The sequence below is a fragment of the Dickeya zeae NCPPB 2538 genome, assembly GCF_000406165.1.
Lineage (GTDB): Bacteria > Pseudomonadota > Gammaproteobacteria > Enterobacterales > Enterobacteriaceae > Dickeya > Dickeya zeae.
In genome coordinates this window covers 4,520,997-4,542,353 of record NZ_CM001977.1, presented here as the reverse complement: position 1 = coordinate 4,542,353, position 21,357 = coordinate 4,520,997, and the positions used below count along the sequence as shown (strand labels likewise).

21 protein-coding genes are annotated in these 21,357 nt (G+C 53.9%); 6 read left to right on the top strand and 15 right to left on the bottom strand.

Features of this window, described 5'->3' with window-relative positions:
• Window positions 1-56 precede the first annotated feature (56 nt).
• Entirely contained in the window at window positions 57-1,034 is a 978-nt protein-coding gene (locus DZE2538_RS19945) for a GlxA family transcriptional regulator (RefSeq protein ID WP_038917067.1), read from the bottom strand.
• Window positions 1,035-1,077: 43 nt separating this feature from the next.
• Window positions 1,078-1,851: an MBL fold metallo-hydrolase gene (locus DZE2538_RS19940; protein WP_038917066.1), complete on the bottom strand. Its 774-nt coding sequence runs from the start codon at window positions 1,849-1,851 to the stop codon at window positions 1,078-1,080.
• A 318-nt stretch (window positions 1,852-2,169) separates the two neighbouring features.
• On the opposite strand from DZE2538_RS19940, the gene hppD reads away from it, so the two are divergent.
• Complete coding sequence (hppD, locus tag DZE2538_RS19935) at window positions 2,170-3,258, top strand: 4-hydroxyphenylpyruvate dioxygenase (RefSeq protein ID WP_038917065.1); 1,089 nt, start codon at window positions 2,170-2,172, stop codon at window positions 3,256-3,258.
• Between the two features lie 139 nt (window positions 3,259-3,397).
• Here the strand turns inward: hppD and DZE2538_RS19930 are convergent, their stop codons facing one another.
• Complete coding sequence (locus DZE2538_RS19930) at window positions 3,398-3,784, bottom strand: winged helix-turn-helix transcriptional regulator (RefSeq protein ID WP_026357865.1); 387 nt, start codon at window positions 3,782-3,784, stop codon at window positions 3,398-3,400.
• A 142-nt stretch (window positions 3,785-3,926) separates the two neighbouring features.
• Between DZE2538_RS19930 and DZE2538_RS19925 the strand changes: the two genes are divergently transcribed.
• A complete protein-coding gene (locus DZE2538_RS19925; protein WP_038917064.1) occupies window positions 3,927-4,538 on the top strand; it encodes an NAD(P)-dependent oxidoreductase in 612 nt (203 codons plus the stop codon).
• 111 nt (window positions 4,539-4,649) lie between these two features.
• Here the strand turns inward: DZE2538_RS19925 and DZE2538_RS19920 are convergent, their stop codons facing one another.
• The 9 genes from DZE2538_RS19920 to DZE2538_RS21390 all read right to left on the bottom strand — a co-directional run bounded on the left by DZE2538_RS19920 (window position 4,650) and on the right by DZE2538_RS21390 (window position 13,756).
• A complete protein-coding gene (locus tag DZE2538_RS19920) occupies window positions 4,650-5,129 on the bottom strand; it encodes a GNAT family N-acetyltransferase (protein ID WP_019844252.1) in 480 nt (159 codons plus the stop codon).
• Window positions 5,130-5,227: 98 nt separating this feature from the next.
• Complete coding sequence (gene arnF, locus DZE2538_RS19915) at window positions 5,228-5,626, bottom strand: 4-amino-4-deoxy-L-arabinose-phosphoundecaprenol flippase subunit ArnF (protein ID WP_038914941.1); 399 nt, start codon at window positions 5,624-5,626, stop codon at window positions 5,228-5,230.
• Window positions 5,623-5,964: a 4-amino-4-deoxy-L-arabinose-phosphoundecaprenol flippase subunit ArnE gene (arnE, locus tag DZE2538_RS19910; RefSeq protein WP_019844254.1), complete on the bottom strand. Its 342-nt coding sequence runs from the start codon at window positions 5,962-5,964 to the stop codon at window positions 5,623-5,625. The genes arnF and arnE overlap by 4 nt, the downstream gene beginning before the upstream one ends.
• Window positions 5,961-7,619 (bottom strand): lipid IV(A) 4-amino-4-deoxy-L-arabinosyltransferase, encoded by a 1,659-nt coding sequence (gene arnT, locus DZE2538_RS19905; RefSeq protein WP_038917063.1) that lies wholly within the window; start codon window positions 7,617-7,619, stop codon window positions 5,961-5,963. The genes arnE and arnT overlap by 4 nt, the downstream gene beginning before the upstream one ends.
• On the bottom strand, window positions 7,619-8,518 hold the full coding sequence (arnD, locus tag DZE2538_RS19900) for a 4-deoxy-4-formamido-L-arabinose-phosphoundecaprenol deformylase (protein WP_038917062.1): 900 nt from the start codon (window positions 8,516-8,518) through the stop codon (window positions 7,619-7,621). The genes arnT and arnD overlap by 1 nt, the downstream gene beginning before the upstream one ends.
• Window positions 8,515-10,506 (bottom strand): bifunctional UDP-4-amino-4-deoxy-L-arabinose formyltransferase/UDP-glucuronic acid oxidase ArnA, encoded by a 1,992-nt coding sequence (gene arnA / locus DZE2538_RS19895; RefSeq protein ID WP_012886791.1) that lies wholly within the window; start codon window positions 10,504-10,506, stop codon window positions 8,515-8,517. Before arnA ends, arnD begins: the two co-directional genes overlap by 4 nt.
• Window positions 10,503-11,486 carry an undecaprenyl-phosphate 4-deoxy-4-formamido-L-arabinose transferase gene (arnC, locus tag DZE2538_RS19890; protein ID WP_012886790.1) on the bottom strand — a complete coding sequence of 328 codons (984 nt, stop codon included), beginning with the start codon at window positions 11,484-11,486 and terminating at the stop codon, window positions 10,503-10,505. The genes arnA and arnC overlap by 4 nt, the downstream gene beginning before the upstream one ends.
• Window positions 11,486-12,628 (bottom strand): UDP-4-amino-4-deoxy-L-arabinose aminotransferase, encoded by a 1,143-nt coding sequence (arnB, locus tag DZE2538_RS19885; RefSeq protein WP_023641136.1) that lies wholly within the window; start codon window positions 12,626-12,628, stop codon window positions 11,486-11,488. Before arnB ends, arnC begins: the two co-directional genes overlap by 1 nt.
• A 996-nt stretch (window positions 12,629-13,624) precedes the next feature.
• Window positions 13,625-13,756, bottom strand: coding sequence for a hypothetical protein (locus tag DZE2538_RS21390; RefSeq protein ID WP_264084700.1), 132 nt, complete (start codon window positions 13,754-13,756; stop codon window positions 13,625-13,627).
• A gap of 114 nt (window positions 13,757-13,870) precedes the next feature.
• Here DZE2538_RS21390 and aegA point away from each other — a divergent pair, with 114 nt between their 5' ends.
• From aegA to DZE2538_RS19870, 3 genes are all read left to right on the top strand, one after another.
• Window positions 13,871-15,874: a formate-dependent uric acid utilization protein AegA gene (gene aegA, locus DZE2538_RS19880; RefSeq protein WP_038917061.1), complete on the top strand. Its 2,004-nt coding sequence runs from the start codon at window positions 13,871-13,873 to the stop codon at window positions 15,872-15,874.
• On the top strand, window positions 15,871-16,404 hold the full coding sequence (locus DZE2538_RS19875) for a 4Fe-4S dicluster domain-containing protein (protein ID WP_038917060.1): 534 nt from the start codon (window positions 15,871-15,873) through the stop codon (window positions 16,402-16,404). Before aegA ends, DZE2538_RS19875 begins: the two co-directional genes overlap by 4 nt.
• A gap of 286 nt (window positions 16,405-16,690) precedes the next feature.
• The gene (locus DZE2538_RS19870; RefSeq protein WP_019844262.1) at window positions 16,691-17,431 is read left to right on the top strand and encodes a 4'-phosphopantetheinyl transferase family protein; all 741 of its coding nucleotides are present in this window, start codon (window positions 16,691-16,693) and stop codon (window positions 17,429-17,431) included.
• 93 nt (window positions 17,432-17,524) lie between these two features.
• Here DZE2538_RS19870 and DZE2538_RS19865 read toward each other — a convergent pair whose 3' ends face one another.
• Window positions 17,525-18,862: an NCS2 family permease gene (locus DZE2538_RS19865; RefSeq protein WP_023641134.1), complete on the bottom strand. Its 1,338-nt coding sequence runs from the start codon at window positions 18,860-18,862 to the stop codon at window positions 17,525-17,527.
• A 273-nt stretch (window positions 18,863-19,135) separates the two neighbouring features.
• Here DZE2538_RS19865 and yieH point away from each other — a divergent pair, with 273 nt between their 5' ends.
• Window positions 19,136-19,807 carry a 6-phosphogluconate phosphatase gene (yieH, locus tag DZE2538_RS19860; RefSeq protein ID WP_023641133.1) on the top strand — a complete coding sequence of 224 codons (672 nt, stop codon included), beginning with the start codon at window positions 19,136-19,138 and terminating at the stop codon, window positions 19,805-19,807.
• Window positions 19,808-19,837: 30 nt separating this feature from the next.
• Here yieH and DZE2538_RS19855 read toward each other — a convergent pair whose 3' ends face one another.
• Both DZE2538_RS19855 and DZE2538_RS19850 read right to left on the bottom strand, forming a co-directional pair.
• Complete coding sequence (locus DZE2538_RS19855; protein ID WP_038917059.1) at window positions 19,838-20,596, bottom strand: amino acid ABC transporter permease; 759 nt, start codon at window positions 20,594-20,596, stop codon at window positions 19,838-19,840.
• 1 nt (window position 20,597) lies between these two features.
• Entirely contained in the window at window positions 20,598-21,344 is a 747-nt protein-coding gene (locus DZE2538_RS19850) for an amino acid ABC transporter permease (RefSeq protein ID WP_019844266.1), read from the bottom strand.
• Window positions 21,345-21,357 lie beyond the last annotated feature (13 nt).

Genomic DNA, 21,357 nt, shown 5'->3' with positions numbered 1-21,357 from the left:
GCAGATAATATGCGTTAAACACCATAATAAGCCCTTCACTCACGACCTCTCGAAAGCTACCGAAAACCAGCTGACGTACTCCCCCCCAAAAACGTCTTGCGCCACTCGCCGGGCGTGACGTTAAACTGGCGGCGGAAGTGCTGACGCAGTGACGCGGCGGTGCCGAAGCCGACCTGTTCGGCGATGGCTTCGATCGACAACGTGGTGGATTCCAGCAATGTCTGGCTTTGTTGCAGGCGCTCAGCCATCAGCCATTCACCGACCGACATCCCGGTGGCCTTGTGAAACTGTCGGGTGAACGTGCGACGGCTCATTAGCGTCCGGCGCGCCAGATCATCGAGATGATAGGAATGGTCGAGGCGGCTTCTCAGGTAATCCAGTAGCGCGTTGATTCTGGCGTCCTGTGTCGATGTCGGCATCGGCCGCTCGATGAACTGTGCCTGACCGCCTTCACGATGCGGGGGAATCACCATTCTTCTGGCGATTTTATTGGCAATAACACTACCGTGGTACTTTCTGACCACATGCAGGCAACAATCCAGCCCAGCGGCCGTCCCTGCCGAAGTGATGAGTTGCTCGTCTTCCACGTATAACGCCTGTGTATCCAGCCGTACATCCGGAAAACGCTGCTGAAAATCCTGCGCGAACTCCCAGTGTGTTGCGGCGTTGCGCTGCGTAAGCAGCCCGGCCCAGGCCAGCACATAGGTGCCCAGACACAGCCCAACCAACAGGCTGCCACGGGCATAGGCCTCGGCCAACGCCTCCAGCAACGCCGGATTCGGCGTTTCCTGTGGGTTACGCCAGTAAGGCACCACCACGATATCGGCTTGCGCCAGCGTATCCAGCCCGAACGGGGTATCAATCTGCAACCCTTGTGCGGAACGCAACACACCCTCTTCACCAGCGCAAAGATGCAACCTGAATAACGGTTGTCCCGGCAGCACATCGCCGAAAATCATGCAGGGCACCGATAAATGAAACGGGCTGAACTGATCGCAGGCGACCACCGCGACCGATGGAATAGGCTTACTCACATTACGTTCCTTCTGTGTTGTCACTGCCCATTTTGTATACCGGCTACAGCATACAGGACTCGCCATCGGCCGGAATCAATACCCGACCCGACACGCCATGTTGCTGCACAAAATCCGCCAGAGCCTCACGACTCAACGCCGAATGGTTAACCGCCTCCATATGGCTGGCGATGAGGGTCGCATTCGGCGCGTACTGCGCCACGCTCAGCACATCCTGCTGGTTCATGATGATTGACTCCAGACCGACAATTTGCGCATCGCCGCAGTTAAGCACAATCACTTCCGGCACATAGCGACGTAGATTTTCCGCCACGTCCGCATTCCAGACGGTATCGCCTGCCAGATACAGCGTTTTTTCCTGTGGATGACGCAGTACCACACCACACACCTGGCCCAGCCTGTCCCCCAGTTTTTCCATAATGGCATCACTGCCATGCTGACCCGGTGTTTTACTCAGCGTGATATCGCAAAAAGTACTCTGCTCGCTCAACAACCGGACATCGCCAAACCCGGCGGCCCGAATCAGGCTTTGATCGTGCTCATGCTGGGTAAATATCGGTAATGATTTCGGCAGCCGGGTAGCGGCAACCTCATCCCAGTGATCAAGATGTGTGTGGGTAACAATCACCGCATCCACACCGGCAAATAGCGCCTCCAGCGTGACAGGCAGGTCCACCAACGGGTTACGCAAATGGCTGTTCAGCGTCCCCTCGAAACCGGGATAAGCGCCTTTGTCAGCCAGCATCGGGTCGATGAGAAACGTTTTACCGGCAAAGCCAATTTTGAGCGTCGCATTTCTGATCTGGGTAATGTTCATAGCGGTATTCCTCTTTTTAAGACAAACATGGCGCACTACCGTCATTCTGCTTAAAAAACCACATCATCAGCAGTGGCCCAAAGGTCATTTATCGCAATATTTGGGCCAATCTATTATTTTTCATCGCGCCGGAGCATATGCAATGACTACCGATGCGCTAATGAATAATTATTAATAAATGAAACTACTTCGAATTTATTTACTGTGATTTTAATAAGAAAAAATTGTTATCCATGAATGAATAATGGCGCTATTATTCACCTTAATAAGCCCGTCTTTTTTATTTCAACCACCTCCTTTATGGACAAAGGAAATAGTATGACTAATTTATTAGCCAACCCGCTAAATTTAAATGGATTTGCTTTTATCGAATTTGTTACCGATAATCCGGAAGCGCTATCGACATTATTCGCTTCGCTCGGGTTTACCTGTGTTGCACACCATCGCCATCGCGCCATTTCTCTCTTTCGACAAAATAATATCAACTTCCTTGTGAATAATACTGCCACCGGTTTTCCGCGAACCTTTTTACAGGAACACGGTGCAGGAGCCTGCGGTATGGGGTTTTATGTCAAGGATGCGCATCAGGCGTATGAACAGGCGCTGTTGTCCGGTGCCAGGCCCGCAGAGCAGGCCGCTAACCCGGGTGAAATTCAGGTACCGGCGATTGAAGGTATTGGTGGCTCAAAAATCTACTTCATCGAGAAATATCATTCAGATATCGATATCTTTGATATCGAATTTTCATTTATTCCCGGTGTGGAAAAAAATCCGAAAGGATTTGGGCTGCACACCATTGACCACCTGACTAATAATGTCTATCAGGGAAGAATGGATTACTGGTCTGAATTCTATAGCCGGATATTTAATTTCCAGCAAATTCGTTATTTTGATATTGCAGGCGAATACACCGGTTTGCACTCAAAAGCCATGGTCGCACCAGACGGAAAAATTCGTATTCCGCTGAATGAAGAAGCCGAAGGCAGCAATGGGCAAATCCAGGAGTTTTTGCGTCGGTTTAATGGCGAAGGGATCCAACATATCGCGATGCAAACCGATGATATTCTGACGACGCTCGATCAACTGCGTCAGGCAGGATTACCGCTGATGACCGCACCATCCGATACCTATTACCAGATGGTGGAAGAGCGCCTGCCTGGTCATGGCCGGGATATCGTCGCGCTGCAAAAACGCGGTATTTTGCTGGATGGCAACACCCATAACGGGCAGAAAAAGCTACTGTTGCAGATTTTCTCAGAAACCCTTATCGGCCCTTTGTTTTTTGAATTTATCGAGCGGGACGGCGACGAGGGCTTTGGCGAAGGTAACTTCAAAGCGCTGTTTGAATCCATGGAGCGTGACCAACTGGCGCGCGGTGAAATCAAAGTCACGACAGAAGCGGTCTAACCCCCTGCTTGTATCAGACGCGGCCTTGCAGAGCAGCGCAAGGCCGCTACCGCCTGAATAGCAATCGTATGGTCTTACTATCGATTACATGCCAGCAGCATTGGCAATTATCGCACGGGCGCTCAGCTGCCCGTTGATGTCAGGCGTTATCCGTTTTTTGCTCATAGATTTTGCGCGCTTCACAAATCGTACGGTGATGCGCATCCGCCCATTCCACTAACATCTTCATGGGTTGTAAAAAAGAACGCCCAAGCTCGGTAAGCTGGTATTCCACCCGAGGCGGTACTTCAGCATAGATCGTACGCCTGACAAATCCGTCCTGCTCCAGTAATTTCAATGTCTTGGAGAGCATTTGCTTGGAGATATCGCCAATACGACGCATCAATTCATTAAAACGTAACGTGCCATCACTCAGGGTTTCTAACACCAGCAGACTCCACTGATCACCAATGCGATCCAGCACATCGCGTATCGGACAAGCCTGTTCAAAGACAAAGACATCTTTTTCAGCAACGGTTTTCGGCATCACACACTCCACAATAGTCAGCTCTTGATGACCAGATAACACACGGGTGACTTCTTGCGCAGCGATCGGGCTTTGCGCATAATCCCTCCCAATGGTCTACATAATAGACCTTTCCCCTAATGAAGACTATAAGGAATGGAACATGGCTCATATTGCACTGATCGGCGCTTCTGGTAACGCGGGTTCACAGATTCTAAACGAGCTGTCTGAGCGTGGTCACCAAGTCACCGCGATCGCCCGTCATCCGGAAAATATCGCCTCGCTGCCCGGCGTTACGGCTAAAAAAGGGGATGTATTCGATGTGGCCGGGCTAACGGCACTGCTGGCAGGTCATGACGCGGTTATCAGTTCGGTACATTTTACCAGCAGCGATCCGCAGATTCTTATCGACGCCGTGCGCGCTGCTGGGGTGAAACGCTATCTGGTGGTCGGTGGTGCCGGTAGTTTGTTGGTCGCACCGGGTCAGCGTCTGGTGGATCAACCCGGCTTTCCAGAGGCTTACAAGGCAGAAGCCACCAAGGGCGCTGATTTTCTCGATCTGCTGAAAACCGTTACGGACCTGGACTGGACGTTCCTGTCGCCATCGATGATGTTCATCCCCGGTGAACGTACCGGCACATTCCGTCTTGGTAAAGACGACCTGCTGACCAACGAACACGGCAGCAGCATCTCTTTCGCAGACTACGCCATTGCATTAGTGGATGAAGTGGAAAAACCGCAACACATCCGTCAGCGTTTTACCGTTGGTTACTAGTTACACCCGGTATGACAGGGATGCATTTCCTGTGTCCAGGCCCTGTCCCTTTACCCTCGGCAGGCAGCGGGTTTTCCGCCGCCTGTTTTTTTCCGCAACGCATAACTCAGGCTATTCCTGTGCCGCCTGTTTCAGGCTGTCGCCTTCCAGACGGTAGCGGATCCACTCGTTTTGTGGGGCAGCCCCCAGACTGTCATAGAAATCGATGGCGGGCTGATTCCAGTCCAGCACACTCCATTCCAGCCGCCCGCAACCGCGCTCAACCGCCAGACGCGCAATATATTTCAACAACGCTTTACCCGCGCCATAGCCACGATAATGTGGCGAAACATATAAATCTTCCAGATAAATACCGTTGCGCCCAAGCCAGGTGGAGTAACTACTGAAAAACACCGCAAACCCGATCGGCTCGCCGTTCCATTCGCAGATCAGTGCTTCGGTAGACGCGCCTTCACCAAACAGCGTTTGCTCAATTTCCTGCTGATTGGTCTTCACCTCATGCAGCGCTTTCTCGTACTCTGCCAGCTCACGGATAAAATTCAGAATGGTGGCGGAATCCTGCTGCACCGCCCAACGGATATGTAAGGTCATAAGAAGATCCCAGTCAATCAAATGGGAAACGATAACCGGGAAGTGAGAAACGGGAAAGAGAAAACACCGCTTTCCCGCATCGTCATATCAGTAAGACATCAGGACTCGTCGTCCAGACGCGAGGCTTGTCGGCTGCACACCAGCCATACACCGACAATAATCAGCGCGATAGCCATCAGCTTGCCGGTACTAAACGTATCAGGGAAGATAGGCATCGCCACCGCCAGTCCCCATACCAGCACATAGCTGAGGCTCAGCAGTGGGTAAGCCCGGCTTAGCGGCAAAAAACGTAAGGCGTTAAACCAGCTCAGCATTGAGAATGCATACGCCGCCAACCCCAGCAGTACCGCCGCTGCCGCGATCGGTAATACCATCATGGCGAACATAAACGGCAACGGTTCCGTCAGTGAGGGAAGCTGAGACATTCCCCATTTCATCGACAACTGTGCTGCGCTCACCAATAACACGCTCAACAACGCCCATCCATAGCCTTTCACGCGCTCCCTCCCATCAAGATGACACCGATAACAATCAGCGCGATGCCAGCCCACTGCCGCAGGCTGATGGCTTCCCGCCATAGCCAGCGCGCGGCCAGTGCAACCAGAATGAAATTCAGGCTCAGCATCGGATACGCCACGCTCACCGCCACACGTTGCAGCACTGCCAGCCACAGCAGCATTGCCACCCCCAGCAACAGCAGGCTTACCCCCATCCATAACAGAATATGGGCGCGACGTGAACGGCCGCCGCTCTGCCAGCTGGCGGCCTGTTTTTGGCTAAGCTGACCGGCGCAGGTCAACAAACTGACCAGCAAAATCAGCAGGTAATTAATCATTGCTGGCGATACCACAATAAGGCGATTCGCCCTTTACGCTCAGTGTAATCCGCGGGTGGTAATCCGGTGATCGGATCAGTTGCCGAAGAGAATATCAACACCAACGAGACATTACCTTCACGGCGATGCGCCGCCAGCCAGTCGGCAAATTCGCTGGCAGACACCATGCGATCCGCGCTGTCTGGATACGACAAGCCGTACTCCAGCTCCCCCTGATTATCGTACATCAGAATGTCACTGCGCTTTTGTTCCCAGGCGGCAGCCGACGCGATACCCACACTGTTGGCCAGAATGTAACGACTCTCTGCCAGGTGAGACGCCACCTCCGGTGCACGCAGGAACCACTGCGGATGCTTACTCTCCATCACCCGCTGCGGGATCGCCATGCCAACCAGCAACGCAATACCCAGCGGGCAAACCGCCGCCCAATGCCAGCGCGTTGCCGCCTGACGCGACGTCCACCAACCGATCAAACCCCAGAACAAAAACGCTATAACGCCCAACGCCACCTTGGCGCCTTCCTGAGGTTGATAAAGCGGACGATGCGACAGCCCCCAGGGGGCCAGTACCAGTACAACAATCAACGCACACAGCACACCAAACGCCAGATTGATCCAGCCGTTGACGGTGAGCATCTTCGGGCTAAGCAGCGTGGTGGCACGCCGGGCCATCAGAATCGCCAGTGGTGCGAAACAAGGCAGAATGTAGGTCGGCAGTTTTCCTTTGGCGATGCTGAAAAACAGAAATGGCATCACCACCCAACCTAACAGATAAAATGCACCACTCTGCTGACGCCGCTCGCGCCACCCCTGTAGCAATGACGACGGTAGCAAAGCCAGCCACGGCAATACCCCCGCAACCAACACCGGCAGGTAGTACCAGAACGGCGCTTTATGCTGAGCATTCTTAGAATCGGCAAAACGCTGAATGTGCTCGATCCAGAAGAAATAGTGCCAGAAATCCGGCTCCTGGCGCGCTATCGCCAACGCCCACGGTAATGACACCACTACCGCACTGATAATCGCTAGCGGACCGTACAGCAGCACCTCTTTCCAGCGCCGCTCCAGCGTCACCCACGGCAGCACAGCAATCACCGGCACCGCCAACGCCAGAAAGCCCTTGGTCATGAAGCCCATGCCGCACACTACGCCCAGTAGCAGGTAACCGCCGACTTTACTGCTGCGAGTGCTGGCCTGTGCAGCGCCCCAGAAACTGCACATCGCCGCCGCCAGCCACAGGGTGACGATGGGGTCGAGCACCGCATAGGTACCGATGCCATAGACCAAAAAACAGCTCAGGTAGATAGCCATTGCCAGCAGCGAGGTTCGCCGCTGCTGCCACAACCGCTGCGTCAGCCAGTAAATCAGTCCTGCCGTCAGCAAGATGGAAAACACCGAACCGGCACGCACACCGGCGTTATTGTCTCCCAGCAGCCACTGGCCGATGTTATTCACCCAGTAACCGGCGATCGGTTTTTCAAAATAGCGAATACCCAGAAAATGTGGGGCAATCCAGTTGCCGCCCGCCAGCATTTCCCGGCTGATCTCCGCATAACGGGTTTCATCCGGTTGCCATAACAGACGGCCATTGAGGGGAATAAAGTAGTAGAGCAGTAACAACGCCAGCCATAGCGTTGTTTGACGTGCGTATTTCATCAGGCCGCCTCCACGGTCTGCTGACATCCCAACCAGCCATCGCGTCCGGCGAGAGAACCCCGCACCACGCGTCCGACCGGCAACGTAGTGGTATCATCCGGCAGCAATTCACTGAGCGGACAAAAGCGAATGCCTTCCTGCTCCGCCAGCGCCAGCAACTCGCTGAACTGATCGCTCATCACAATACCTTCCACTTCGGCATGGATGGTATAGACCGGAGTACCCTGATCCTGATGGATTTTATCCAGAATATAGCGATTGAAATCAGCGGCATTGGTTTCCCGGCCGACCGCTTCATCCCAGGTGGGCAACGTGACCGGAATCTGTACCGTACCGGTGCTGCCGTCGTTAAGTAACGGGCGAAACGGTGCGGTGCCGCGACAATCGCTGTTGTAGTGAAAGCCAAATCGCTGTTTGGCTTCGACGGCGGTTTGATCCGCACGCCAGCCTGCCACCGCGGAACAGATGACCGGTTCGCCGGTAATCGACTGCAACGCGTCGTAGGCAAGCTTGATCTGTTGTTCCATTTTGGCTTGATCCCACACCCCGGCCCAGGTTTGCCAGGCGAAATGATCCCAGGCGTGTAACCCGACTTCATGTTGCCGGGATGCAGCAACAATCGGGTCCGGCAGACCACGGCCAATCACCCGGCCCGGCCAGGCGGTACCCGCCAGCAGGATATCCCAGCCATACAGCGATGCTGCGCGTGAGCGCAGCATCTTCCACAAAAATACCGGGCGGATCAGGCGCCAGAGATGGCGCCCCATGTTGTCGGGACCGACACTGAAGAAAAAGCTGGCCCGAACGCCATAGACGTCCAGCAACTCCAGCAGGCGGGGGACCCCCACCCGCGTGCCGCGCCAGGTATCAACGTCGATCCGTAACCCTACTTTTCTCATTCGCCGTCCCGACTGAATTGACCGGTTTCAACAGTCTGGAGGAAGAAGTCCAGCGTTTCAGCCACGGTTTTTTCCATCTCGATGGTCGGCTGCCAGTGCAACAGGCGCTTGGCATTGCGGATGCTGGGCTTACGATGCTCCACATCCTGATAGCCTTTACCGTAGTAGCTGCTGCTTTCTACTTCACGGAAACCGGCGAACGGAGGGAACTGGTTACGCAGCGGATGCTTCTCGAAGCTCTCCAGCAGCATTTCCGCCAGTTGGCGAATGCTCGCTTCGTTTTCCGGGTTACCGATGTTGATGATCTGACCATCACACACGCCGTCTTTATTCTCGATGATGCGGAACAGCGCCTCGATACCGTCTTTGATGTCGGTAAAGCAACGTTTCTGACGACCACCATCAACCAGCTTGATAGGCGAGCCTTCCACCAGGTTCAGGATCAACTGCGTGATAGCGCGAGAACTGCCGATACGCGCAGCATTCAGGTTATCCAGACGCGGCCCCATCCAGTTGAACGGACGGAACAGGGTGAAACGCAGCCCTTCTTTTTCGCCGTAAGCCCAGATAACACGGTCCAACAGCTGTTTAGATACCGAGTAAATCCAGCGCTGTTTGTTGATAGGCCCGACGATCAGGTTAGAGTTGTCTTCGTCGAATACCGGATCGGTACACATGCCGTACACTTCAGAAGTGGACGGGAAAATGATGCGTTTTTTGTACTTCACGCAGTCACGAATGGTTTTCAGGTTTTCTTCGAAATCCAGCTCGAACACACGCAACGGGTTGCGGGTATATTCGATAGGTGTGGCAATCGCCACCAGCGGCAGTACCACGTCGCATTTCTTGATGTGATATTCAATCCACTCAGAGTGAATGCTGATGTCCCCTTCCACGAAGTGGAAACGCGGGTTGCCGAGGAAACGTTCGATAGCATCGGAGCTGATGTCCAGACCGAACACTTCATAGTTATCTTCCTGCAACAGACGCTCGGTCAGGTGGTTACCGATAAAGCCATTCACCCCGAGGATCAGCACGCGAGTACGGCGCTTCACGCTCACCACCGGTGAGTTGTTGAGGATAGCGCCCGTCACCAGACCCAGGCTCTGGGCCAGTTGCGCGCCTTGCAGATAAATACCGTTATCTCCCTGGCCGGTCACGATCTCCAGCGCGTCGTTACCACAAGCCACCACCAGCGGTGACGTGCTCAGCACGGTGCCCGGTTTAGCGGCGGCAAAGTCAGTACGCACTTTCGCCTGCCAGATAATGAACTTGGTGGTACCGACAAAGCTAAACGCGCCCGGCCACGGCTCAGTCACCGCACGCACCAGGTTGTACAGCGCACGTGCCGGTTTCTGCCATTCGATACGACCATCTTCCGGAGTACGGCGGCCCACATAGGTAGCCTGGCTTTCATCCTGCGGAATATCATTCGCTTTACCCGCCGCGATAGCCGGCAGGCTATCTTTCAGCAACTGGCTGGCGACGTCACGCAGCTTATGGTGCAGGCTCAGCGCGGTATCGCTTTCATCGATGGCCACACGCTGTTGCGCCACGATATTACCGGCATCAGCACGCGCGACCATACGGTGCAGGGTGACACCCGTTTCGGTTTCGCCGTTGACCAGCGCCCAGTTCAGCGGCGCACGGCCACGATAACGCGGCAGCAGCGAACCATGCAGGTTGTACGCGCCATGCGCTGCGCTTTGCAAAATAGCGTCGCTCAGCAGGTGGCGATAATAGAAGGAGAAAATCACGTCCGGCGACATCGCGGCGATGCGCTCCACCCACAGCGGGTGATTGACGTCTTCCGGCGCGAATACCGGGATACCCAGTTCCGCTGCGGTACGGGCTACCGATCCAAAAAACTGATTTTCCGCGGGATTATCCGCATGGGTAAATACCGCTTCTACGGTATAACCCGCAGCCACCAACGCGCGGAGTCCCACGCAGCCAAAATCATGATAGGCAAAAACAACTGCTTTCATTCTTCATTGTCCTGTTCAGAAAATCGTGGATCATTGCCAACAATATGTTGAATAAAATAGCGGGGACGCGCGCGAACATCGTTGTAGATTCGTCCGATATATTCCCCAAGTAGCCCCATGCCGACGAACTGGGCACCGATAAAGGAAAACAGAACGGCAAACAGTGTAAACACACCGTCCGCGGCCCAGGCTGCGCCGAAAAACAGACGCATCAGAATCAACAACAGCGCCAGCGCGAAACCGGAAATCGCAATGACGCTGCCCACCACGCTCAGCAAACGCAGCGGCGTCGTCGTCAGGCAGGTCACCAGGTCGTACATCAGGTTAATCAGTTTCATGAAGCTGTATTTGGAATCACCAAATTCACGCTCAGAATGGCGCACCAAAATTTCAGTAGTACGACGGGCAAAGGTATTAGCGAGAATCGGGATAAAGGTACTGCGTTCATGGCAGTGCAGCATCGCGTCGATGATATGGCGGCGATAGGCGCGCAGCATGCAGCCATAGTCGTTCATCGCCTTGCCGGTAGTGCGCTGAATCAGGTGATTGATCATGCGAGACGCGGTTTTGCGAAACCAACTGTCCTGACGATTCTCACGGATGGTGCCCACCACGTCATACCCTTGCTCCGCCGTGCTCACCAGTCGGGGAATTTCTTCCGGCGGGTTTTGCAAGTCGGCATCCAGCGTGATGATAAGGTCACCCGATACATGACTGAATCCCGCCATGATCGCCGAATGTTGGCCGTAGTTACGATTGAGGATTACCGCCACCACATGGCTGCCCGGTGCCTGCGCGGCTTCGGTCAGCATTGCGGCAGAATTGTCGCTACTGCCGTCATCTACCAGCAGGATTTCATAATCCTGACTCAATTGCTCACAGGCGGTGGTAGTACGACGAATCAGTTCCGGCAGGCTTTCCTGTTCGTTGAAAACCGGAATCACCACCGAGACTTTATTAATTGCTTCCATGTCTGACATTAGCGTTTCCCCGCCAGTTCAGTTAACGCCTCTACCACTCTGTCCACATCCTCGTCATGCATATCCGGGAACAGCGGCAGGGAGCAGATACGCGCTGAGTTCCAGTCGGTATTCGGCAGATGCAGGTTGGTGAAACGTTCACGGTAATATTTCTGGGTATGCGCCGCGCGGAAATGCAAGCCGGTGCCAATATTACGCTCTTTAAGCGCCTGCATCAGACCGTCGCGATCGATACCACAGCGCGCTTCATCCACCCGGATAATAAATAGGTGCCAGGCGTGCTGATGCGGCCATGACGGCAGCGACAGCGGCTGGAATGGCAATGACGCCAGTTTTTGCAGATAGCGCTGAGCCAGTGCTTCGCGACGGGCATTATTGGCGGCCAGTTTATTCAGTTGCACCAGCGCAATCGCCGCACTGATATCCGGCAGGTTGTATTTGAAGCCCGGCGACACGACTTCCGCCTGCGGCGCACGGCCCTGCACCATGCGATCAAACGCGTCGACCGCCAGACCGTGAAACTTGAGGCTACGAATGCGGTTGGCCAGTTCGTCGTCATCCGTTACCACCAGACCGCCTTCAGCGCAGGTCATATTTTTGATGGCATGGAAGGAGAAAATCGCTGTACCTTCGCCACCGACGTGGTGGCCGCGGTAGTAAGTGCCAGCCGCATGGGCCGCATCTTCAATCACCGGGATGCCGTGGCGACGGCCGATGTCTCGAATTGCGTCGATATCCGCTGGCGCGCCAGCATAGTGAACCGGGATAATGGCTTTGGTACGGGGAGTGATGGCCGCTTCAATCGCTTGCGGTGTCACCATCAGATTGTCGCGATCCACATCCACCATGACCGGTTCAGCACCGAGCAGCACGATCATGTTCAGGGTGGAAACCCAGGTCAACGACGGTGTGATAACCTCATCGCCAGCGCCAATCCCCAACGCCATCAGGGTGACATGCATGCCACCCGTCGCAGAACTCACAGAAATGGCGTGTTTCGCGCCGGTCAGTGCAGCAAACTGTTGTTCCAGTTCCTGATTTTTAGGGCCAGTGGTGATCCATCCGGAACGGAGAACCTGCTCGACTGCGGCAAGCTCTTCCTCACCTAACGCGGGGCGTGAGAAAGGTAGAAAATCAGCCATGTAAAAATTCACTCTCAGGTTAAATCGATGATTGTTGGTATGGCGAGATAATATTTTAAACGCTCTGGTAACACCGCCGTCCCGCCATCAGAATCGAGTCTGGGGATAAACACGTCAGGGGAAACCACTCCTTAGGTCCTTGCGCAGCATAAGTAGAAAAGCAATCAGTGACAGAAGTATGACTATCAACAATATCACCTGTCTGACAATTAGCAGACGAGCATAGCGCAGATTTCTTAGTTGAGTATTAAGACGCTTTTTTTCAGGCGATGTTCAACCCGCAAGACCACAATTCACGGTGCAAACGCTATTCTGCTATTCGCAAAACAAATCCACTCTATGGAAGGGTAGCAAGCTATGCTTAAACCCATCATCAATAAAAATAGAGTTCAACGTGATAGCCACTCATCATAACGCGCATATAAGCACACGAAATATAATATTTTTTCGTGATAACCATCACGCAGACATCAAAACAAGACAATAATTACGATTTCTTGCAATATTATTGGCGCCCATCGAAATAGAAATAAATCTTATTTATATCTATTACTTATCTTGCTATGAAATTTATCGTACCGCGCAATGCATTGCGAAACAGTAAACAGATATAGCACGTTACTTTCTCTTCAGCCGCGACCGCTCTCTCGCGTTTCCCTCATATCCTTTAATTATCATAAACAAAGCATAGCCAGATTTTATGATATGACAACCGCTCAGGAAGAAACGCCATCGTGATAAAGGTGGGATAAGCGCCATCGGTATGATGCCGATGCGTCTGTTACTCCTCTTCTTTTACCGACCGCTCTTCTGTTACTCCTCTGTTGCTGCAAAACCCATCGGTTTTACATTTTCTTATCTTGTCAGGGGATATTTCCGTCTTTTTTGATAACTGCATGAAAGTTTTTGGTTATTTTTACCTCACTTTATCTGTTCTATATCAAGATTTACGCCGATCCGAGCCGTTAGGATAAACGTCATTAACTGAGGGGATCGTTATTTTTTCTCCTGACGAGACAGGTACCAGGCCCCTTCCAGAATCACTTTTTCAGTGACCCGCTCAGACTGATTTCGTCTCTTTTCTTCTGCCCCGGCAGACAATGCCGACGTCATACAGCCTGTAATCACAACAGACATCCCGCACCGATTAAGTTAGTGAACACTTACTTAATTCGATAAGGGCTCGCCTGAAAATGTGTGCGGGTCATAAGCACACCCATGCTGTACATGTCGGGAGAGGATATGAATCAGTTTGTTATCGCAAATGCGAAGGATTGTATTGGCTGTAATGCCTGCGAGATTGCCTGCGTGATTTCCCACAATCACGGGTGTTATCCGGAAAACAGGGAAGATTTTCACCCCCGAATCAGGGTTTATCATCAGGGCGATCAACACACAGCGGTCACCTGCCGCCATTGTGAAGACTCACCTTGTGCAAAAGTATGCCCCACACAGGCGCTGGTCAGAAAACAGGACGGTATTCAGTTGATCGCCGAGAAGTGCATTGGTTGCAAAACCTGCGTGCTGGCGTGTCCGTTTGGTGCCATCTCCGTCGAAAACCAGGCGCAGGGTGCCAGCGCGCACAAATGCGACCTGTGTATTGGCCGTCCTGAAGGGCAGGCTTGTGTAGAAGCCTGTCCTACACAGGCACTCCATCTTGTAAGTGAACACTCACTTGAAGAGCAACGTCGGGAAAAGCAATTGCGTATGGCGCAAACCGGTATCCCCGGCACGCCGCGGGCTATTCCCACCTTTGCCGCCACGGCGTGCCGCCCGCTGGACAACCGGAAGCACTGGCCGCGCCGGGATGCGGTCAAAAAACCGCTGGAAGAACGGGTCGCCACGTTTAACGAAATCTATCATGGCTTCGACGCAGAACACGCTCACGATCAAGCCAGCCGTTGCCTGCATTGTGGTCAGAACGCCATCTGCGAATGGACCTGCCCACTGCACAATAATATTCCCGCGCTACTGCAACTGGTGCAGGAAGGACGCATTCTCGATGCCGCCGAGTTGTCACACCGAACCAGCAGCTTGCCGGAAATCTGCGGTCGGGTCTGCCCACAGGACAGGTTATGCGAAGGTGCCTGTACGCTGGGCCGGGGTTATGGCGCCGTCACTGTCGGTAATATCGAACGTTATATCACCGATACCGCGATGAGCATGGGCTGGCAGCCAGACCTAAGCCGGGTTACCCCCACCGGCAAACGCGCGGCCATCATTGGTGCCGGACCGGCCGGACTGGCGTGTGCCGATGTACTGGCACGCCACGGCGTACAGGCGGTGGTCTTTGACAGGCACCCTGAAATTGGCGGGTTACTGACCTTCGGTATTCCGGCTTTCAAACTGGATAAATCGGTGTTGGCACGGCGTCGGGAAATATTCAGCGCGATGGGGATCGAGTTTCGCCTGAATACCGAAGTCGGTACCGATATCAGTATGACGCAGTTGCTGGCTGAGTTTGACACGCTGTTCCTTGGCGTCGGCACCTACCGCTCCATGAAAGCGGGTCTGGAGAATGAAGACGCCCCCGGTGTCTATGACGCGCTACCGTTCCTGATAGCCAATACCAAGCAGGTCATGGAGTTACCGGCCTTACCCAATGAGCCTTATGTATCAATGCAAGGTAAGCGTGTACTGGTACTGGGCGGCGGCGACACCGCGATGGACTGCCTGCGCACATCGATCCGTCAGGGTGCGACCTCCGTTACCTGTGCCTATCGGCGTGATGAAGCCAACATGCCGGGCTCACGTAAAGAGGTGAAAAACGCCCGTGAAGAAGGCGTGGAATTTATCTTCAATGTTCAACCACTCAAGATTTACCTGAACGATGATGGGGCGGTTTGCGGTGTCGGCCTGATTCGTACTGAAATGGGTGAACCGGACGCCAGCGGTCGTCGTCGGCCCAAACCCGTGCCAGGCTCTGAATTCGTGCAGCCTGCAGACGCGGTGATCACCGCATTTGGGTTCCAGACGCACAGCATGCCGTGGCTACAACATGCCCATATCTCGCTGGACCGCTGGGGCCATATCACAACGACGCCTGTTGATAACAGATACCCCTGCCAGACCAGCCATCGGCAGGTATTCGCCGGTGGCGACGCGGTGCGGGGTGCTGATTTGGTGGTCACCGCTATCGCGGATGGCCGTAAGGCTGCACAGGGTATGCTGCGAGTGATGGGGCTTGAGAGTCAGGACATGTCACTGCCGGTCAGTACGATGGTGCAACAGGAGAATCGGTTATGAATCAGTTTGTAATCGCAGACGCCGCCAAATGTATTGGTTGTCGCACCTGCGAGATTGCCTGTGCCGTCGCCCACGCCGGTGGCAACCAACAAAAATTGAATAAATCGCATTTTTTTCCGCGCCTTAAAGTAATAAAAAATGCTAACGTGAGTACACCAGTATTGTGCCATCAGTGTGAAAACGCCCCCTGCGCCAGCGTTTGTCCGCACGATGCGCTGGTGCGGCATCAAGATAGTATTCAGGTAATTTCATCGCGGTGTATTGGCTGTAAAAGTTGCGTAATCGCCTGTCCGTTCGGCGCCATCAACGTGGTGACGCCCACATTCGACGGCGAGACATCTGCCCCCTCGCTATCAGGCAGTGAAGTTCATAAATGCGACCTGTGTATCGGCGTTGCCGATAGCCCGTCCTGTGTTCGTGTGTGCCCAACATCGGCATTAACACTGGTGACACCGCAGGCACTGGCCGAGCAGGTTTATGAAAAGCAGCAATGCTCTGCATGGAATCACGCAGATATCAGTCTGCGCTGAAGTCTTTATTTGCCCGTGATGCCAGGATGCGTTCACGGGCATGCCGCACTGTGTTGACATGATGTGATGTCAGTCCGATTTTGTTTCAAGCAAAATAAAATCAGTTTTAATAAAAAGTGCTTTTTGACGTATTCTGCTCAAACAAGGATAATTATCGCCGATTTCTCCGTCAGTTTTTCTTTGGCACGGATATTTATCTGACCATTTGCGTCGGAAATAAACTTCACTGAGCAGTTATTCTACTAAAAATTATCAGGTTTTTTTTCGTTGGCATCATGGAGTGAATATGACCTGTCATTTCGTCAGGTGGGCAAGCACGGAAGCGTTACCCGATCTGCAACGGTTATCGGATGACCTGATTTCATCCACGCACAGCTTTTCAGTGAAACGCCGCGAGCGTTATCTGAAGAGCCGCGCGCTGTTGGCAGAAATGATGTTTTATTTTTTCGGTTATCCAGTACTTCCACCTTTAATGGTCTCACCTAACGGCAGACCCTGTTTTGTCGATCCGCATCTCCCCGACTTCAGCCTTGGCTACGCAGGAAATACCATCGCAATCCTGCTGAGCGAAGAAGGTAAAGTGGGAATGGATGTGGAAATTGTCCGCGTCTGGAGTCGTGAAACGCCCCCTCACCTGCAAACACAGACCCACGCAGAAAAAGCCTGGATTGACGCTCAGATAGATCCGTTGGAAGCGGCTACCCAGCTGTGCACCATCCGTCAGTCGGTACTGAAAATTCCCGGCTTCAACATCGGGGGGCCGGAATCGCTAAAATTGCATCCCGCCTCGGGTCGTCTGCGCTCCCGGCATATTCCGGATGTGGAAGTAATAAGCGACATCGATGATTATCTGGCCTGGGCTTGTGCCCATACCCCGCGTCTTGATCGGTTGGTGATGTGGAATTACACCTCGGCTTACGGCATGCGTAAATCCGGTGAAATCATCCAGCAACAACGTCAGTCGCGGCGCTATATCAAACTCAGCAGCCACGCGACGGAAAACGCGTCTGCGCAGTATGCGATGTGACAGGAAAGGAAATAACAGGAAAGCATTCGAGCAATGACATCATCAATAGCGAGCCGGGTTACCCCGGCTCACGGATGATTCACGAATAAATAATTAGTGGGCGTCGATAAACACGATCTTCAGCAGGAACAGTATCGCAACCACAATCACACACGGGCTGATGTCGCGCCAGCGACCCGTTGCCGCTTTCATCACCGCGTAGGATATAAAGCCCAACGCGATGCCTTCTGTGATCGAGAAGGAGAACGGCATCATCACGGCGGTCACAAACGCCGGTACGGCTTCGGTCAAATCATCCCAGTTGACGCGGGCCAGACTGGACGTCATCAGCACACCAACATAAATCAGCGCACCCGCGGCTGCATAGGCCGGTACCATCCCTGCCAGCGGCGACAGGAACATCACCAACAGGAACAATATCCCCACCACGACGGCCGTCAGGCCGGTACGGCCACCGATAGAAACACCGGAAGAGCTTTCGATGTAGGCGGTCACAGACGACGTACCGATAAATGACCCTACCACCGAACTGATACTGTCCACATACAGCGCCTGTTTCATCTGCGGGAATTTACCGCGCGCATCCACCAGGCCAGCTTTATCAGTCACGCCAATCAGCGTGCCGGACGAGTCAAACAGGTTCACCAGCATGAAAGAGAAAATCACCCCGGACAGACCGATATTCAGCGATCCGGCCAAATCAACCTGCCCGACGACATTGCTGACGCTCGGCGGCATGGAAAATACGCCAGTGAATTTCACATCCCCCAACAACGCGCCCAGCAGCGTGGTGACCGCGATGGAGATCAACACCGCCGCATGAATATTGCGCGATGCCAGCACCACGATAATGAAAAAGCCCAGCACACCCAACAGCACGCTGTGCGAGGTCAGCTTGCCAACCGACACCAGCGTTTCCGGGTTCGGCACGATAATCCCAGCGTTTTTCAGGCCAATCATGGCGATAAACAGACCAATACCGCTGGCGATACCCAAGCGTAAACTGAGCGGAATATTGGCGATCATCCAATAGCGAACCTGGAATACCGTCAACAACAGGAACCCTACCGAGCCCCAGAAAATAGCGCCCATCGCCACCTGCCACGGCAGGCCCATGGTGCCGACCACAACGAACGCGAAAAAGGCGTTCAGGCCCATGGCAGGTGCCAGTGCAACCGGCAGGTTAGCCAGCAACCCCATGAAAATACTACCAAAAGCGGCGATAAGACAGGTGGTAACAAACACCGCTTTGGTGTCCATTCCGGCCGCGCCCAGAATCTGCGGGTTAACGAAAACGATATACACCATCGTCAGGAAAGTCGTGAACCCGGCAATGGTTTCAGTACGAACGGTGGTGCCGTGTTGCTTCAGTTTGAACACGCGCCCCAACAGCCCTTGCTCAGCAACGGAACCAGACTGAGATTTATCCATGATAAATGACCCAAAGAGAAGAAAGGAAAGATAATCGCCCGGTATCCTATACCAAAATACGGAGCAGTTAACGCACCCGTCGGCTTTTTTTTCCCAGCGATAACTATTTTCTATATCTCCTGCCTGTTCGCTGCGTTTTCCCCTTACTTCACGACGGGAAAACGTTTGTCCGCTACAGAAGTCACAACCCGTCATCGGCTGATTTGCGCAAACATCGCATTCTGCGGTCAGTCAGGTAAAGTGAGGGTTTTGGTCCCCTGATAAGGAATGCCCATGTCCCGGATTGAATGCGTATTTTTCGACTGTGACGGTACGTTGGTCGACAGCGAAGTCATCTGCTGCCAGGCCTACGTTAATATCTTTATTCCCCATGGCGTACAGCTACCGCTGGATGAAGTCATCAAAACCTTTAAGGGAATGAAGCTCTACGACATTATCGACTGCATCAGTGAACGTTTTGGTCTGACGGTTTGCGTGGAAGACATGGAGCGTCATTTCCGTCAGGAGGTCGCGCGGCTTTTCGATCTTTCGCTACAACCGATCCCTGGCGTGAAAGAGGTACTGACAGCGCTTCGGACGCCGAAAGCGGTCGTCTCCAATGGTCCGGTCAGCAAAATGCAGCATTCACTCGGGTTAACCGGCTTGTTGCCGTTTTTTGGCGAGCACCTGTACAGTGGCTACGATATCGGGAAATGGAAGCCGGACCCGGCGTTATTGCATCATGCCGCACAACAGATGGGGGTAACGGTGGAAAACTGCATTCTGGTGGAGGATTCCGTCTCCGGCACACAGGCTGGCATCGCCGCCGGTATACCGGTGTTCTACTACTGTGCTGACGAGCATAACGCGCCTATCCATCACCCGTTGGTGACGATGTTTCACGACATGGCACAGCTACCCACGCTGTGGCAGGAAAAGGGATGGTCGTTGACGACAGCCCCCTGACGCTACCACAAGCCTGCCCTGACTGATGCGTCAGGCCACTTCACGCAATGGGGATTCGGGTACGCCAGTTGCCCGCCGTCGCCACACCAGCCAGCGACGGGCGGGTTTTGGCCCGGCGTGAAAACGCCGACTGACCCCCAGAGCCAGCAAATCCAGCGTCAGACAAAAAATAAAATAGACCAGCGCGATAAACAGAAACACTTCTGTCGGGTAAACCATACTACGGTTATTCACCTGCGTTGCCAGAAACGTCAGCTCACCGACACCGACAATGTAAGCCAGCGAGGTATCTTTAATCAGGGAAATCCACTGATTGATGAACGATGGCACCATCATGCGCAGTGCCTGCGGTAATACGATGTGCCACAGTGTTTGCCAGCGCCCTAACCCGAGCGACATCCCCGCCTGCCACTGACCCAGGCCTATCGCCATGATGCCCGCTTTCACGCCATGTGCCAGATAAGCCGACGCGATCAGCGCCAGTGCACATACCACCGTCGTGATTTCGGGGATATCGACACCAAACACGATAGGCAGCAGAAAGTAAGTCCAAAAGATCAGCATGATCACCGGAATTGCCCGGAAAAACCCCAACACCACAGCCAACAACCCGCCAGCCCAGCCGCGCAACATCGCCAGCGCGACCCCCAGCACCGTTCCCAGTGTTGCCGAGGTCAGTCCGGCCATCAGGCTAAGCACCAACGTCAACGCTGCGCCCCCCAATGGGCCATCAGGATAGGTGCCCCACATCAGGTAGCTAAAATTGTCGTGAATGATTGAAAAATCCATCTCAATGCCCCCTGACTGGCTGCCGATGTTGACGCCACTGTCCCCAACCTTCCATCAGGGCAATCACCGCGATATACAGCACCGTGGCAACGCCAAACGCCTGAAAGGTGCGCAGCGTTTCCGTTTCCACCTGCCGGGAGGCGTAAGACAGCTCTGCCACACCGATGGCCATCGCCAGCGATGAGTTTTTGACAACGTTCATATACTGACCGAGTAACGGCGGCAAGGCGATACGCAGCGCCTGCGGCAACACCACATAGCGCATCGCCTGCCAGCCGGTTAGCCCTAACGCGCAGGCGGCATACTTCTGACCGCGCGCCACACCCGCGATACCGGCACGCACTTCTTCAGCGATAAACGCCGCAGAATACAGCGTCAGGCCAAACAACCCGGCCAGGAACTCAAACGACGGTATGTTCAGCCCCACCAGCGGAATCACATGCGGGCGGTTAAGCCATTGCATTACTCCCTCTGGCAGCAACTGGGCCGCGCCGAAATACCAGAAAAACAATTGCACCAGCAGCGGGGTATTACGAAACAACGCGCAATACGCTATCACCGGCCAGCGTAGCCACCGCGTACGGCTGTCACGCCCGGCGGCCAGTATCAGACCTGACAGCGTTGCCAGCACCACAGTCGCCGCCGCAATACCCAGCGTGACCTGAAACCCCTGCCACAGCCATTGCAGATACTGCGGTGCCAGCAGCGCGTCAGCCAGCCATTGTTGGAAAGATTGAGCAGTTATCATCAGTAAGAAGGCC

Coding starts and splice junctions, on each gene's coding strand:
- hppD (WP_038917065.1), top strand. CDS start 2,170: ATGACTAATTTATTAGCCAACCCGCTAAATTTAAATGGATTTGCTTTT.
- DZE2538_RS19865 (WP_023641134.1), bottom strand. CDS start 18,862: ATGGATAAATCTCAGTCTGGTTCCGTTGCTGAGCAAGGGCTGTTGGGG.
- DZE2538_RS19855 (WP_038917059.1), bottom strand. CDS start 20,596: ATGGATTTTTCAATCATTCACGACAATTTTAGCTACCTGATGTGGGGC.
- DZE2538_RS19925 (WP_038917064.1), top strand. CDS start 3,927: ATGGCTCATATTGCACTGATCGGCGCTTCTGGTAACGCGGGTTCACAG.
- DZE2538_RS19875 (WP_038917060.1), top strand. CDS start 15,871: ATGAATCAGTTTGTAATCGCAGACGCCGCCAAATGTATTGGTTGTCGC.
- arnE (WP_019844254.1), bottom strand. CDS start 5,964: ATGATTAATTACCTGCTGATTTTGCTGGTCAGTTTGTTGACCTGCGCC.
- DZE2538_RS19920 (WP_019844252.1), bottom strand. CDS start 5,129: ATGACCTTACATATCCGTTGGGCGGTGCAGCAGGATTCCGCCACCATT.
- DZE2538_RS19850 (WP_019844266.1), bottom strand. CDS start 21,344: ATGATAACTGCTCAATCTTTCCAACAATGGCTGGCTGACGCGCTGCTG.
- arnA (WP_012886791.1), bottom strand. CDS start 10,506: ATGAAAGCAGTTGTTTTTGCCTATCATGATTTTGGCTGCGTGGGACTC.
- DZE2538_RS19870 (WP_019844262.1), top strand. CDS start 16,691: ATGACCTGTCATTTCGTCAGGTGGGCAAGCACGGAAGCGTTACCCGAT.
- arnB (WP_023641136.1), bottom strand. CDS start 12,628: ATGGCTGATTTTCTACCTTTCTCACGCCCCGCGTTAGGTGAGGAAGAG.
- yieH (WP_023641133.1), top strand. CDS start 19,136: ATGTCCCGGATTGAATGCGTATTTTTCGACTGTGACGGTACGTTGGTC.
- arnC (WP_012886790.1), bottom strand. CDS start 11,486: ATGTCAGACATGGAAGCAATTAATAAAGTCTCGGTGGTGATTCCGGTT.
- arnT (WP_038917063.1), bottom strand. CDS start 7,619: ATGAAATACGCACGTCAAACAACGCTATGGCTGGCGTTGTTACTGCTC.
- aegA (WP_038917061.1), top strand. CDS start 13,871: ATGAATCAGTTTGTTATCGCAAATGCGAAGGATTGTATTGGCTGTAAT.
- DZE2538_RS19930 (WP_026357865.1), bottom strand. CDS start 3,784: ATGCCGAAAACCGTTGCTGAAAAAGATGTCTTTGTCTTTGAACAGGCT.
- DZE2538_RS19940 (WP_038917066.1), bottom strand. CDS start 1,851: ATGAACATTACCCAGATCAGAAATGCGACGCTCAAAATTGGCTTTGCC.
- arnD (WP_038917062.1), bottom strand. CDS start 8,518: ATGAGAAAAGTAGGGTTACGGATCGACGTTGATACCTGGCGCGGCACG.